The following is a 13,999-nucleotide window of genomic DNA, read 5'->3' on the forward strand; positions in this document are numbered from 1 at the left end:
TGGAGTATCCATGAAATTTCGCTTTCCCATAGTCATCATCGATGAGGATTTTCGCTCGGAAAATACCTCCGGGTTGGGTATCCGCGCACTGGCGGATGCGATAGGGCAGGAGGGCATGGAAGTGTTAGGGGTAACCAGCTACGGTGATCTGTCGCAATTTGCACAGCAGCAATCCCGTGCCTCGGCATTTATTTTGTCGATTGACGATGAGGAATTCGGTGGCGGTTCCCGTGAAGAAACCGATGTCGCCCTGAAATCGCTGCGCGCTTTCGTTGAGGAAATTCGCTACAAAAATGCGGATATCCCTATCTATTTGTACGGTGAGACGCGCACATCGCGCCACATCCCTAACGATATTTTGCGCGAACTGCACGGCTTCATTCATATGTTTGAAGATACGCCGGAGTTTGTAGCGCGCCATATTATTCGCGAAGCCAAATCCTATCTGGACGGTTTGTCGCCACCGTTTTTCCGTGCACTGGTTGACTACGCCAAAGACGGTTCCTATTCCTGGCACTGCCCCGGTCACTCCGGCGGCGTGGCGTTTTTGAAATCACCCATCGGCCAAATGTTCCACCAGTTCTTTGGTGAAAACATGCTGCGTGCCGACGTGTGTAATGCGGTAGAAGAGCTTGGCCAGTTGTTGGATCACACCGGGCCGGTAGCGGCATCCGAGCGCAATGCGGCGCGTATTTTCAACGCTGACCACTGCTACTTTGTCACCAACGGTACTTCCACTTCCAACAAAATGGTCTGGCACTCCACCGTTGCGCCGGGCGATATCGTGGTGGTTGACCGTAACTGCCACAAATCTATTTTGCACTCGATTATTATGTGTGGCGCGATCCCGGTATTTTTGATGCCGACGCGTAACCATCTTGGCATTATTGGCCCGATCCCACTGGAAGAATTTACCCCGGAAAGCATCGCTCGCAAGATCGAGAACAATCCGTTTGCCCGCGAAGCGGCCAATAAAAAACCCCGTATTCTGACCATCACCCAATCCACTTACGACGGTGTGGTTTACAACGTGGGCCTGTTGCAGGAAATGCTGGACGGCAAGATTGATACCTTGCATTTCGATGAGGCCTGGCTGCCGCACGCGACTTTCCACGAGTTCTACAAAGACATGCATGCGATTGGCAAAAACCGTCCGCGTGCCAAAGAGTCGATGATCTTCTCCACCCAATCTACGCACAAACTGCTGGCCGGTCTTTCCCAGGCATCGCAGATTCTGGTGCGTGAGTCAGAGAGCGTGAAGCTGGATCAGGATGCTTTCAATGAAGCCTATTTGATGCACACCTCAACGTCACCGCAATATTCCATTATTGCCTCCTGTGACGTGGCGGCGGCCATGATGGAAGCGCCCGGTGGTAAAGCGCTGGTAGAAGAATCCATTCTGGAAGCACTGGATTTCCGTCGCTCGATGAAAAAAGTTGATGAAGAGTGGGGCCAGGATTGGTGGTTCCAGGTGTGGGGCCCGGACACCTTTGCCGAAGAAGGCATTGGCACCCGTGATGACTGGATGATCCGTGCTGAAGATACCTGGCATGGCTTCGGTAATCTGGCTCCCGACTTCAACATGTTGGACCCGATCAAGGCGACCATCATCAACCCCGGTTTGTCACTGGATGGTCAGTTTGGCGAGAGCGGTATTCCGGCCTCTATCGTCACTAAATATCTGGCAGAAAACGGCGTTATTGTTGAGAAGTGCGGTCTTTACTCCTTCTTCATCATGTTTACTATCGGTATCACCAAAGGCCGTTGGAACACCTTGTTGACTGCCTTGCAGCAATTCAAGGATGACTACGACAAGAACCAGCCAATGTGGCGCATCATGCCGGACTTTGTAAAAGCCAACCCACGCTATGAGCGTTATGGCTTGCGCGATCTCTGCCAGGAAATTCACGATTTCTACAAGCTTTATGATGTGGCCCGTCTGACCACCGAGATGTACTTGTCCGATATGCAACCGGCTATGAAGCCTTCCGATGCGTTCGCCAAAATGGCGCACCGTGAAATTGAGCGGGTGGCCATCGAAAATCTGGAAGGGCGCATCACGTCCATTTTGCTGACGCCATACCCGCCAGGTATTCCGTTGCTGATTCCGGGTGAGCGTTTCAATAAAACCATTGTGGATTATCTGAAATTTGCCCGTGATTTCAACGAACGCTTCCCCGGCTTCGAAACCGATGTACACGGTCTGGTGAAGCGTGAAGTTAACGGCAAGCGCGATTACTTTGTGGATTGCGTAAAGCAGTAAATTCCTCGTCAGCGTTAATAGGGTAATCAAACAAGGCCGGAGCAAAATCCTTTGCTCCGGCCTTGTTACTTTTAAGGCGTCAATCTCCGATTGCCATTCCCGGAACAGCTCGCCATACTGCGCCCCGGTTCAATGTTTTTGATCAATTTTCGGGAGAATTTGTATGTCTATCGGCACTAATAGCGTGGTGAGCTTTCATTACCGTCTCAGTGAAACCGGCGGCGAATTGTTGGAAAGCTCGTATGATGCTGAGCCGACGCTTTACCTGCACGGCCACAACAATCTGTTGCCCGCATTGGAAAAAGCGTTTGAGGGCAGAGCTGCCGGTGAGCGTTTTGAAACCGAATTGTCTCCGGAAGATGGCTATGGCCACCGTAAAGACGGCGCCACCCAGCGCATTCCGGTAAAACACCTGCTGGACTACGCGAAACTGAAAAACCGCCTCAAGCCAGGTATGAAAGTGGCGGTGAATACCCAGCATGGTCCGTGGGAAGCGATTGTATTAAAAGTGGGCAAATTCAACGTAGATATCGACAGCAACCACCCGCTGGCGGGTAAGCAACTGACCTTTGATATCGAAATTCTGGAAGTACGTGATGCCACCGCCGATGAGCTGGCGCACGGACATGCCCATGGCGTGGGTGGTCATCACCACGATTGATGTCGGCGGCGGTGTCTGCACGGGCACCGCATCTGCCCCGCGTTCAGCTTTTTCCTCCCGGTTCTGTTTTTCTGATTAATGGTTGACTCCGCTGCACAATAGCTTTTGCTGTGACGGGTTTACCGCACTTTCTGGCTGCGGCGTTAACCGCCACACGACCCCTCGCCAAACAAACTGCTATGATATTAAGACGACAAGCGGTTACGTTCTTTTCGCAATCAGACAGCAGGTTATTATGTTTTCATTGGCAACCGGCAACAAAGCCCTTTTCCTTTCCCGTAGCAGATTATTGGTCGCAGCGCTGCTTCTCGGCCTGTTTAGCGCGCTTTGTCAGGCAGAGCCTGACGACGATCTCGCCTACAACCTCAGATACACCGTGGAACTGCAACCGGAAAAAAATCGCGCCTGGGTGGTGATCCGCATTGATCGCAGCCATTTACTGCGGGCGATGAATTTCGATGCGCGCCCGGAGATGTACTCCAACTTTAAAGCCAACGGCAAATTTGAAATTCGTGATGGTCGCGCCTACTGGGAGCTGCCCGAAGAAGATGCACGGCTGACTTTTTACACAAAAATTACCCGCGAGCGTGATCCGGGGCGTTACGACGCCCGCATGACCGATGACTGGGCTATTTTCCGTGGCGACAATATTATTCCGGCTGCGCAAACCAGTGAAGTGCCGGGCGCACACGCCATTGCAACGCTGCGTTTTCAGCTGCCAGATGATTGGAGCGTAGAAACCGGCTGGCCGCGCAAACGCGGTAATACCTTCCGTATTGATAACCCCGAGCGCTTGTATGACCGCCCGGTGGGCTGGATGATTGCCGGTAAACTGGGCACGCGCCGCACTCAGGTGGGCAATACCAGCGTAGCGGTGAGTGCACCTGTGGGCGAAAAACTGCGCCGCATGGACGCCCTGACATTCCTCACGTTTGTTTGGCCGCAGGTGCAAAAAGCCTTTGGCCAATCACCGGATAAATTGCTGATTGTTGGCGCTGGCGATCCTATGTGGCGGGGCGGTTTGTCTGCGTCCAATTCTCTGTTCCTGCACGCTGACCGGCCCCTGGTCAGTGAAAATGGTACCAGTCCACTGGTGCATGAAATCGTCCATATGGTGACGCGCATCAGTGGCGAAAAGAGCAAGGATCACAGTGAAGACTGGCTGGCAGAAGGGATTGCCGAGTTTTACTCCTTTGAACTTATCTTCCGTGCCGGAGCCATGACTCCGGATCGTCGTGATCAAATTATCAAGCGATTGAAAAAGTGGAGTGCGGATGTTGACCTGCTGCGTCAACCGCGTTCACATGGCCCGATAACCGCCGGTGCGGTGGTGTTGCTGGACGAGCTGGATAAGGAAATTCGCAGTAAAACCTCGGATAAGGCCAATATCGATGATCTGGTACGCTTGCTGATACCGATTCGCAAGGTGTCTTTCGAGGAGTTTGTGAAAGCTGCAGAAACCGTTGCAGGCGGCAAACTGAAAACCCTGGATACGCCGTTGTTACGCTTGCCGCAATAAAAGCGGCATCCTCAACAGCTGATAAAAAAAGCCGGGCATCCATTGCGATGCCCGGCTTTTTTTACAGAAATAGGCAGGGTTTTAAAAAGACCTACTGTGGAGTTTCTTCGCTTTGCTCTTCGCAGCGGAATAGTACGGTGGTGTCTTCCGGCGGCGCAGTATGGTCAAGAATCAGGTTGGTCAATACACCTTCTTTGCCTTTGGTCAGCCATTGAATGCCTTCGTCGGCCTGGATACCGTTTTCCGACGCGTAACGGGCGCCCGAAGCGCTGATAACCTGATAGAGCGAATAGGTTTTGTCGTTGATGGTTAAAATGGCAGCGCCAGCTTCGGTTCGGTTGTCATACTGCACTTGAATACTTTCGCCGTTGTCGCAATCGTAAGTAACGGCAGTAATATCGGTGCTGTCATGGCCATGATTCTGATGACCTTCATGACCTTCATGACCTTCATGACCTTCATGACCTTCATGGCGGGGCTGGGCTGTGGATGTGACGGCTTCATTGGCCGCTGGCACATCGGGGTTGCCTCGTTCACAAGCGCTTAAAAACAGGGTGCTGGTGATCAGTAAAGGCAGCAATGCTTTCATAGGTGAAATCCTCCGGACTCAAATCTGTATCGCCGATGGGGCAATCAGACACCGGGCACGAGGCCCGGTTCCGGTGAGTATACGCCTGTTACCTGAAATATCAGTTATCTGGATTCCACTTCCATAATGTCACGCTCGCGCGCCAGAATGTCGGCTGCCTCGTCGGGCGAAACCTTATTGCGCGGGGTGAGCAGGCTGATCAGGATACCGGCCGCAAAGGCACCACCCATGGCCGGGATAATCGGATTACCCCAATAGGTCATCAACGATGGGCTCAACATGACGCCGCCGGAAATAAGCGAACCGCCCATCAGTGAAGCAATGGCACCTTGCCAGGTGTAGCGCTGCCAGAAACGCCCCAGTACGCCACAGGCGCACATGCCCGACATAATGGTGGCAATCATCCCGGTGATATAGACAATGATATCGTCGGAAATAAATGCCAACAGCATCGACACGCCAATAATTGCCACCAGCCCGATGCGTGAATAGCGCACCATATTTTGTTCCGCTGGCACCCGACCTGTGAAAAGGATGTAAATATCACGCAGCAAAATTGCCACCCCGGCAATCGCATCCGAGCTGGCACTGGACATGGTGGCCGACAGACCAGCGATCAGTACAATTACGCCCACCGTGAGTGGTAACACTTCCATGGCCAGAAATGGAAAGGAAAAATTTCGGTTTTCCAAATCCGGATTCATCGCATACGCGGCCATACCAATGAGCGCCGGAATAAATGAAAAGAACAAATATAAACTGCCGGACAGTGCGAAGGAATTGCGTGCTGCTTTTACGCTGCTCGCTGAATAAATTCGCTGGCGAAACGACGGTGTTGCCATCACCCCGACCATAATCACGGCCACCAGTGACAAGGCGTGAATAGCGCCGATTTTTTCTATACCGAGAAAAGACAAATTTTCCCGTGGCTGGTCAGACATTAAACTTTCCCAGCCACCGGCGAGATAAACCGACATGGCGGCCATCAGAATAAATCCAAAAAATAACACCACGACCTGAATGGCATCGGTCCAGACCACCGCCCGGTAACCACCGATGACGATATAAATACTGAAGCCGGCGGCGATCAATAATTTGGCGATAGTGGGGTCAACCCCGGCGATCCACGCCAGGTACATGCCGCCGCCGAGAATGTGCGCGCCCAGCCAGCCAATGCAGGCCAACAAAATGAGCACGCCCACCAGATTTTTAACATAGCGATTGGCGCCCACGTACCAGGACAACTCTTCGCTCATGGTCATAAAGCGTTGTGCCCGTACCGGTGCAAACCACCAGGCGGTTAATAAAATACCCAGTGCGCCACCAATGCCATAAAGCGTTCCTGCCCAGCCGTTGCTGTAGGCAAAACCTACTGCACCAATAGAAGAGCCTGTGCCGACCATGGTGGCCAGGGTTGTGGCCAGTGTCAGCATCATTGGCAGGCTGCGCCCGGCCAGCAAAAAATCTTCCCCGCCGCGTTGTTGACGCGAAACAAACCAGCCCAGCCACACCAGAAATGCAATGTAAATAACAAATGCGCTGACAAATACAGAGGTGTTCATAGAATTTTTATGCACTCATTAATTTTTTTAGTCGCACCCTGAAAATGGCCAGCTGATGCCAGCGGCTCAGCTGCCCCGTTATCGGGTGTCAGCCTTTGAAACAAACCACTCCGACTTCAACTTTACAGTCCACCACCAGATCGCAAACCGAGCAAATTCGCGCGGGCGGATGTGCCCCGAATACGTCCTTGAATACTTTATTAAAAGACTGGAAGTAACGGGCATCGGTAAGAATCACCGTAACGTGAACCACATGTTCAAGATCATAACCGGCTTCACGCATAATGCTCAGGCAATTATCTATCGCCAGGCGTGACTGTTCTACCACGCTGCCTTCTACCACTTCGCCATCTTTCATCGGGGTCTGGCCGGAAACATACAACCAGCCGCCGGCTTCTACGGCGCGCGAAAAGGGCAGGTGTTGCCCTCCGGTGCCGGTACCGCCTTCGGCTCCGTAACGTTTAATACTCATGGTGTCTCCTGATAAGTTATTCAAAAAAATATGAAAATAATAGTTAGTTTTTGCGATATAAAAATTGCCCGGCGCGGGCTTCCAGCGGTTGCTGGTCGCTAAAGCTCAATACGCCATTCACCCACACTTTTTCGATGCCCTCGGCGGCTTGCACCGGCTTTTCCCAGGTGGCGGTGTCGCGAATGGTTTGCGCATTGAAAAGCACCAGGTCGGCGTGATAACCGTTGGCAATCAGGCCACGTTTTTCAAGTTGAAAGCGTGATGCCGACAAGCCGGTCATTTTATGAATGGCGGTGGCGATGGAAAACAACCCGCGTTGGCGGGCGTAGTGGCCAATCACCCGGGGAAATGCGCCCCATAACCGGGGATGTGGATGCGGGTCGTTGGGCAAGCCATCCGAGCCGATCATGGTGTGTGGCCAGGCGAGAATATTTTCGACATCGTCATCGTGCATACAATGATAAACCGCACCGGCCGGCATTAATTTTTTAGCAGTTTCTTCCAGTGATAATTGCCAATCGCTGGCGATATCGGCCAGCATGTTTCCGCTTTGTTCCGGGTGCGGGGTAGACCAGGTGATAAAAATATCGTTGTCTGCGGTGACCTGTTTCAAATCCAGTGTGCTGGAGCTGGCGGTATAAGGGTAGCAATCACAGGCAATGGGATGTGCTGTCGACGCGCGCTGGAGGTGTTGCAATATTTCGCCACTGCGGCCCCAGTTGCCGGCACCGGCGCATTTCAAATGCGATACTACCAACGGCACCTTGCCGTGTTTGGCGGTGGCAAACGCTTCGTCCATAGCTTCAAGAATGCCATCAAACTCGGTTCGTAAATGCGAGGTGTAAATGCCACCGGTGTTGGCCATTTCGCTGACCAGAGTAACAATTTCTGCGGTGCTGGCCGCATTGGCGCTGCCATAGGCGAGGCCTGAGCTTAACCCCAGGGCACCTTGTTGCAGCGCCTGCCGCAGTTGTTGCCGCATCTCATTGATTTCTTCATCGGTTGCGGTACGCAACAAATCATCCATCACATTATTGCGCAGTGTGGTGTGACCAACCAGCGCAGCGACGTTGACGTTGGGGCGGGCCAACTCAACGGCGCGGGCGTAAGCGGTAAAGGTGGGGTAGCGAAAATCTTTTTGTTCACCCAGTAAATTCATCGGATCGGGCGGGGCAGTTTTCAGACGGGCGCCCGCGGCACTGATGCCACAGTTACCGGTAATCACGGTGGTAACACCCTGACTGATTTTGGCAAACATGTGCGGCGCTTTAATGACGTTGGTATCGTCGTGGGTGTGTACGTCGATAAAACCCGGTGCGAGGAATAGACCCTCACCATCAATAGCGTGAGTGGCCGGGGGAGCGCTGCCTTCCGGCAACAGCGTTAGCATGCCATCGCGGATGGCGACTTCCGCGTTAAACGGAGCACTGTTGCTGCCATCAATAATGGTGGCGTTGCAGATGAGCGTGTCGTAAATCATGTTGCCCCTTGAACACAGGGCAACCGATCAGTCGCCCAGTGGTAAACGGTCGTTACCGTGTTTATGGTTGTCGAGGTGCAGCTTGAGGCGGCGTAATTTTTCCCGGCTTTTACGCTTGTGACGAATTGCCACCTCGGTTGCCAGTACATCAATAGCTGCCAGCAGCACATAGCGCGAAGCGCTGGGTTTAAAAATATAATCTGTCTCAATCGGCGCGATAGGAATCACCAGATCGCAGCTTTCTGCCAGCGGCGTGTCCAGCGGTGTAATCGTTACCGCTTTGGCACCGTATTCCCGGGCGATATTGACCGCATCGGTTACATCCGGGCTAAAACCCCCCAGCGATAGCGCCAGAACCACATCATTGGGCTCAATGGCAGCTGCTGCCATGCGCATCAACATCGGATCGTTGTAAGCGGTGGCTGCCAGCCCCAGTCTGAACAGCCGATGCTGACACTCTTGCGCCATGATGGTAGAGCCGCCTCCCACGCCAAAAATTAATACCTGTCGGGCGTTACTGATCAGGTCGGCAGCCGGTTCAATAATCTCCGTGGTAATCAGGTTGGCATTAAAATCCAGCGCTGATTTGATGGCTTCGTACACACCGTGAATGCCGGTGGGTTCAATCGTCACCTCGGAAATAAAACGCTGCCCTACCGCCAGCGATTGCGCCAGGCGTAATTTCAGGTGGCGAACATCTTTGCAATCCAGCACTTTGGCAAAGCGGGTAACCGTGGCTTCGCTAACTTCGGCCCGTTTTGCCAGAGTGTTGATGCTGGCGTGGGCGGCAAAATTCAAATCCTCCAGAATCAGGCGGGCGATTTTTTTCTCGGCCTCGCTGAATTGATCCTGCAGCTTGCTGATTCTTGAAACAATATCGATGTCGTTAGCCACAGCGCATTCCCATGTGGATGGTCGAACAGTTCATCAACCTGCAAATGCAAATTGATACCGAAAGCCATTCTACCGCCGGGGTTGCTGCTTTAACACCGTCTATGATTTACCTTGCAGACGATGACGGGTGATTATCGCTATGTTTTTAAATAACATTTAATGTGTTATTTTGTTGGTACTTTATTTCATTTGTTGGCGTTAAGCAATGGATGGCTGGTAAATTTCCAGGGCGGTTCGCCAGTGTTCAGGTTCCGCGGCCAAGGCGCTTGTCAGAACTTTGTATTTCAAGAGATGTAGCAATGCAAAATCGAAAAGATGTGGTGAAAGGGATGGGCGAAGCCATGCTCAAGGGGCCGGCCAACCTGTTGCGAGAAGACATCAGTTTGCCAGCGGTGGTGTTGTATCAAAGTCGTTTGCAAAACAACCTTCACTGGATGCGCGATTTTGCCGCACATTATCAGGTGGCGCTCGCGCCGCACGGAAAAACCACCATGGCTCCGGCGTTATTTGCCCGGCAGTTGCAAGCGGGTGCCTGGGGCATAACGCTGGCCACTGCGGTGCAGTGCGTCCATGCCTGGCAGCATGGCGTAAGACGGATTCTGATGGCCAATCAATTGGTGGGGCGGCAGAACATGTTGATCATCTCCCGTCTTTTAACGAACCCGGATACCGATTTTTATTGCCTGCTGGATTGCGAAGAAAATCTGCAACAACTGGAGCAGTTTTTTACCGCGCAACAGCAACAGATCAAGGTTTTGATTGAAGTCGGTATCGCCGGTGGTCGCTGTGGTTTACGCACTCGCGAGGCGGTCATCGCGCTGGCAGAAAAAGTGCAGCAATGTCATGCGGTCAAGCTGGCCGGCATTGAAACCTATGAAGGCGTTATTCACGGTGAAGATGCGGTGGCTCAGGTCAACGCCCATTTGCTGCGGGTAAAGGATATGTGCCAAACGTTAATCACCCGAGGTTTGTTTCACACCGATAGCGTTATCCTCAGTGGTGCAGGTTCTGCCTGGTACGATCTGGTGGCTGAGCGTTTTGCCGAGGATCTTCCTGCATCCATACTGCCGGTTATCCGGCCAGGTTGTTACCTGGTGCATGACCACGGTTTGTGCGACTGCGGTCAGCAAAAAATTATGGCGCGTTCTTCGGTTGCTCGCGCCATGGGCTACGACCTGCAAAGCGCGATGGAAATCTGGGCTTATGTGCAATCCATTCCGGAGCCTGGTGTAGCGGTTATTGGCATGGGCAAGCGCGATGTGGCGTTTGATGCAGGCTTACCCTTGCCGCTGCTGCATTACCGTCCAGGTGAGGAGGCACCACTGGCTATTCAGGAGGAATGGCAAGTAGCATCCATGATGGATCAACATGCCAAACTGGTATTTCCGGCCGGCAGTGATTTACGGGTTGGCGATATGATTGCTTTTGGTACATCGCACCCGTGCCTCACCTTTGATAAATGGCGGCGGATGAATGTGATTTCTGACCGTTATGATGTGGTTGAAGAAATTGAAACTTTTTTTCAATAATTTTTTGCACACAGTTTTTTGAATAAAAAATTGTATAAAAATCGGCTTTGAAATCATGGTTGGCCGCGAGCCGGCATGAGCAGGAAATCACTATGAAACTGATGACATGGATCACCGCTTGTGTGCTCTGGTGCGGCGCAACCAGCGCCTCAGCGCTTGAAGACAAACTCTTGCCGTTAATGCCATGGCCTCAATCTGTTGAACAGCAGGAGGGCTTTTTTGCGTTGGATGCAGAATGGCATTATCAGGTTGAAGGTATTGCTTCGCTACGCATGGACAAAGCTTTGCAACGGTTTTCCGAGCGGGTTTCGCGTATTACCGGAAACCCATTTACCGTGCAGGCATTGCCATCATCCCGCCGTAAATCATCACCGCAACTGACCGTGCAGCTGGTATCCGACGATGCCGATAACAGGGTCACCTCACCGGGCATTGACGAATCCTACGCGCTTACCGTTACCACTACCGGCATTGTGCTTCACGCTGAGACGGTTCAGGGGGCGATGCACGGGCTGGAAACGCTGTCCCAACTGGTGCAGCAAAATAATGGTGGCTGGGGCATTCCGGCGGTGACCATTCAGGACGCCCCGCGGTTTATCTGGCGCGGCGCCTTGCTGGATGTGTCGCGGCATTTTATGTCGCTGGAGGCGTTGAAGCGCCAGATTGATGGCATGGCAGCGGCAAAGCTGAATATCTTTCACTGGCATATCACCGATGACCAGGGTTGGCGAATGGAATCCCGCCGCTATCCCCGTTTGCACCAGCAGGCATCCGGTGGGCAATATTTTACTCAGGAACAAATACGCGAGTTGGTGGCTTACGCCTGGGATCGTGGTATTCATGTGCTGCCGGAAATTGATATGCCGGGTCACGTCAGTGCGCTGGCCATCGCCTATCCCGAGCTGATGTCGGCTCCCGGCCCTTATGCGCCGGAAGATCGTTGGGGCGTGTTGAAGCCATTGCTGAACCCGGCGAATGATGAGGTGTATACCTTTATTGAAAATTTGTTGGGCGAGGTTAAAACACTTTTCCCGTTTGACTACATCCATATTGGCGGTGATGAAGTTGACCCTGAGCATTGGCAAAACAATACCGCCATTCGCGATTTTATGCAGCAAAAGCAACTGGCCGATACGCACGCCCTGCAGGCATATTTCAATCGCCGTGTGTCCGACATTCTTACCGGCTTGCAAAAAAAGATGATCGGTTGGGATGAAATTTTGCACCAGGATTTGCCGCGCGATATCGTTATTCAATCCTGGCAAGGGCAGGACGCGTTGGGCAATGCGGTAAACCAGGGCTTTCAGGGAATTCTCTCAACCGGCTTTTATCTCGATCAACCGCAAACGTCTGCTTACCATTATCGCAATGAACCGGTGCCGCAGGCCTTGATTCTGGATCAGAATATTCACCCCGGTGAAAACTGGCAAAGTTGGCAGTTTTTCTTGCCGCGCAAACGCGGGTCTGCCATCCAGGGTTCTTTCACGCTTATTGAAAGTGAAAAAGGCGAGTGGCGTGGCTACATGGATTTTGCCGGCAAAGCCCGCCGCGAATTAAAAAACCCGCGTTTTGTGCATGGCGTATTGCGCTTCGAGCTGGATACCTGGATGGGGCCCATCAGCTCGCGGTTATTGCTGCAAAACAAAACACTGGGCGGTGCCGTCATCGTTGGTAATGCTCCTTATGTGGCGTCCGGCAAACAAATCGCCGGTTCTACGCTGGATGCAACCACGCCGCCGGCGGGCATCTTGCCGGTGGTGGTTGAAGAAGAGCAGGTCGTCAATATTCTGGGGGGTGAGCTGGCGTTGTGGGCGGAAATGATTAATGAGTCAGTGCTCGATTTGCGTTTGTGGCCGCGCGGTTTTGTGGTTGGCGAGCGCTTATGGTCGGCGCAGGAAAAACGCGATGAAGATCATTTGTACCACCGCTTGAATAGAATTTCCGATTGGTCTGCTATCGCTATCGGTTTGCAGCATTTGCAACAACAGGAGCAGGGGTTGAAAAATCTCGGCATCGAAGAAATACAACCCACCCGGATCTTATCGCAAGCCATAGAGCAGGCGCAGTATTACCATCGCCATCATGAAAAATCGGCGCATGCCACTTACTCCCGTAAAGATCCGTTGAATCTTTTTGTAGATACGCTGCCGGCAGAAAGCCTGACCCTGTATCAACTGCAACGTGCCATTGATTACTGGCTGCCGCGCCGTGACGATGCGGAGGCACTGCGGGTGATTCGTAGTCTGCTGGAATCCTGGGTAGCCAATTACCCGGCAGTACTGGCAACCGCCGGTGAAAAACAGCCGCTGATAAAAGAGCTGGCACAACAGGTACAAATGGTAAGCCGTTTGGGTTTGCATTTGCTGGATCGTATTGCGCAACAACAGCCGCTCACCGAAGGCGAGGTGCGTGAAGCTCAGGCAATCCTTACCGACGCCATGCGCATGCGCGAGGAGGTGGTGGTGTCGGTGGCTTTCCCGGTGGAATCCCTGCTTGATGCAGCCAGGTAATCCGTTCATCATTCCGCCTTTTGCGAGAAGAGCCTTATGACCATTCAACGAATCAACCCGGAGCCGCGCTGGTCCGATGTCACTATCTACAAGGGCATCGCGCATTTTGTCGAGGTGCCGGAAGACACCAGAGTGGGTGCCGAAGGCCAAATCAAACAGGTATTAGCCTTGGCCGAACAGCGCCTTGCGCTAATGGGCAGCGATAAAACCCGTTTGCTCTCCACCACAATTTACCTCACCGACCGCCAAAACGTTGAAGTCATGAACCGTTTGTGGGAAGCCTGGCTGCCCGCAGGTTGTGCGCCTTCACGTGCTTGTGTAAAAGTTGAGTTGTTGAATCCGGATATGCTGATTGAAATGGCTTTCGTGGCGGTGTGTGAATAACTTTTTTACGGTTTAACGCATTGCGGTTATTTATCACGTGCCTTCGTCTGCAAACGATGGTGCACGTGAATTCCCCTGTTTTCAGATTGTTGTCCAACCCGATCTTTCCATTCTCTTTCCCTTGCGGTTCTTGCCA

The 13,999-nt window shown here is 52.6% G+C and carries 11 protein-coding genes; 6 read left to right on the forward strand and 5 right to left on the reverse strand.

From position 1 onward, the window contains the following. The first annotated feature begins 10 nt into the window (after positions 1–10). The 3 genes from C4F51_RS07150 to C4F51_RS07160 all read left to right on the forward strand — a co-directional run bounded on the left by C4F51_RS07150 (position 11) and on the right by C4F51_RS07160 (position 4,443). A complete protein-coding gene (locus C4F51_RS07150) occupies positions 11–2,263 on the forward strand; it encodes an arginine/lysine/ornithine decarboxylase (RefSeq protein WP_193908474.1) in 2,253 nt (750 codons plus the stop codon). 163 nt (positions 2,264–2,426) lie between these two features. Next, positions 2,427–2,924, forward strand: coding sequence for an FKBP-type peptidyl-prolyl cis-trans isomerase (locus tag C4F51_RS07155; protein WP_193908476.1), 498 nt, complete (start codon positions 2,427–2,429; stop codon positions 2,922–2,924). Between the two features lie 235 nt (positions 2,925–3,159). Next, positions 3,160–4,443, forward strand: coding sequence for a M61 metallopeptidase family protein (locus C4F51_RS07160; RefSeq protein WP_193908478.1), 1,284 nt, complete (start codon positions 3,160–3,162; stop codon positions 4,441–4,443). Between the two features lie 91 nt (positions 4,444–4,534). Here C4F51_RS07160 and C4F51_RS07165 read toward each other — a convergent pair whose 3' ends face one another. The 5 genes from C4F51_RS07165 to C4F51_RS07185 form a co-directional block, all read right to left on the reverse strand. Further along, positions 4,535–5,032: an MliC family protein gene (locus C4F51_RS07165; protein WP_193908480.1), complete on the reverse strand. Its 498-nt coding sequence runs from the start codon at positions 5,030–5,032 to the stop codon at positions 4,535–4,537. A 104-nt stretch (positions 5,033–5,136) separates the two neighbouring features. Continuing rightward, the gene (locus tag C4F51_RS07170; RefSeq protein WP_193908482.1) at positions 5,137–6,594 is read right to left on the reverse strand and encodes a sodium:solute symporter family protein; all 1,458 of its coding nucleotides are present in this window, start codon (positions 6,592–6,594) and stop codon (positions 5,137–5,139) included. Between the two features lie 88 nt (positions 6,595–6,682). Next, positions 6,683–7,066, reverse strand: coding sequence for a RidA family protein (locus tag C4F51_RS07175; RefSeq protein WP_193908484.1), 384 nt, complete (start codon positions 7,064–7,066; stop codon positions 6,683–6,685). A gap of 43 nt (positions 7,067–7,109) precedes the next feature. Further along, the gene (locus tag C4F51_RS07180; RefSeq protein WP_193908486.1) at positions 7,110–8,546 is read right to left on the reverse strand and encodes an N-acyl-D-amino-acid deacylase family protein; all 1,437 of its coding nucleotides are present in this window, start codon (positions 8,544–8,546) and stop codon (positions 7,110–7,112) included. A gap of 27 nt (positions 8,547–8,573) precedes the next feature. Continuing rightward, positions 8,574–9,440 (reverse strand): MurR/RpiR family transcriptional regulator, encoded by an 867-nt coding sequence (locus tag C4F51_RS07185; RefSeq protein ID WP_193908495.1) that lies wholly within the window; start codon positions 9,438–9,440, stop codon positions 8,574–8,576. Positions 9,441–9,739: 299 nt separating this feature from the next. On the opposite strand from C4F51_RS07185, the gene C4F51_RS07190 reads away from it, so the two are divergent. From C4F51_RS07190 to C4F51_RS07200, 3 genes are all read left to right on the forward strand, one after another. Further along, entirely contained in the window at positions 9,740–10,969 is a 1,230-nt protein-coding gene (locus C4F51_RS07190; RefSeq protein WP_193908497.1) for an amino acid deaminase, read from the forward strand. A gap of 92 nt (positions 10,970–11,061) precedes the next feature. After that, a complete protein-coding gene (locus C4F51_RS07195) occupies positions 11,062–13,479 on the forward strand; it encodes a beta-N-acetylhexosaminidase (protein WP_193908499.1) in 2,418 nt (805 codons plus the stop codon). A 36-nt stretch (positions 13,480–13,515) separates the two neighbouring features. After that, positions 13,516–13,863 carry a RidA family protein gene (locus tag C4F51_RS07200; RefSeq protein WP_193908500.1) on the forward strand — a complete coding sequence of 116 codons (348 nt, stop codon included), beginning with the start codon at positions 13,516–13,518 and terminating at the stop codon, positions 13,861–13,863. The last annotated feature ends 136 nt before the right edge of the window (positions 13,864–13,999 follow it).

Source organism: Cellvibrio polysaccharolyticus (assembly GCF_015182315.1).
GTDB lineage: Bacteria > Pseudomonadota > Gammaproteobacteria > Pseudomonadales > Cellvibrionaceae > Cellvibrio > Cellvibrio polysaccharolyticus.

Excerpts from the sequence above, each read along its gene's own strand:
- C4F51_RS07160 (WP_193908478.1), top strand. The coding sequence starts at position 3,160 with ATGTTTTCATTGGCAACCGGCAACAAAGCCCTTTTCCTTTCCCGTAGC.
- C4F51_RS07195 (WP_193908499.1), top strand. The coding sequence starts at position 11,062 with ATGAAACTGATGACATGGATCACCGCTTGTGTGCTCTGGTGCGGCGCA.
- C4F51_RS07190 (WP_193908497.1), top strand. The coding sequence starts at position 9,740 with ATGCAAAATCGAAAAGATGTGGTGAAAGGGATGGGCGAAGCCATGCTC.
- C4F51_RS07150 (WP_193908474.1), top strand. The coding sequence starts at position 11 with ATGAAATTTCGCTTTCCCATAGTCATCATCGATGAGGATTTTCGCTCG.
- C4F51_RS07175 (WP_193908484.1), bottom strand. The coding sequence starts at position 7,066 with ATGAGTATTAAACGTTACGGAGCCGAAGGCGGTACCGGCACCGGAGGG.
- C4F51_RS07180 (WP_193908486.1), bottom strand. The coding sequence starts at position 8,546 with ATGATTTACGACACGCTCATCTGCAACGCCACCATTATTGATGGCAGC.
- C4F51_RS07155 (WP_193908476.1), top strand. The coding sequence starts at position 2,427 with ATGTCTATCGGCACTAATAGCGTGGTGAGCTTTCATTACCGTCTCAGT.
- C4F51_RS07170 (WP_193908482.1), bottom strand. The coding sequence starts at position 6,594 with ATGAACACCTCTGTATTTGTCAGCGCATTTGTTATTTACATTGCATTT.
- C4F51_RS07200 (WP_193908500.1), top strand. The coding sequence starts at position 13,516 with ATGACCATTCAACGAATCAACCCGGAGCCGCGCTGGTCCGATGTCACT.
- C4F51_RS07165 (WP_193908480.1), bottom strand. The coding sequence starts at position 5,032 with ATGAAAGCATTGCTGCCTTTACTGATCACCAGCACCCTGTTTTTAAGC.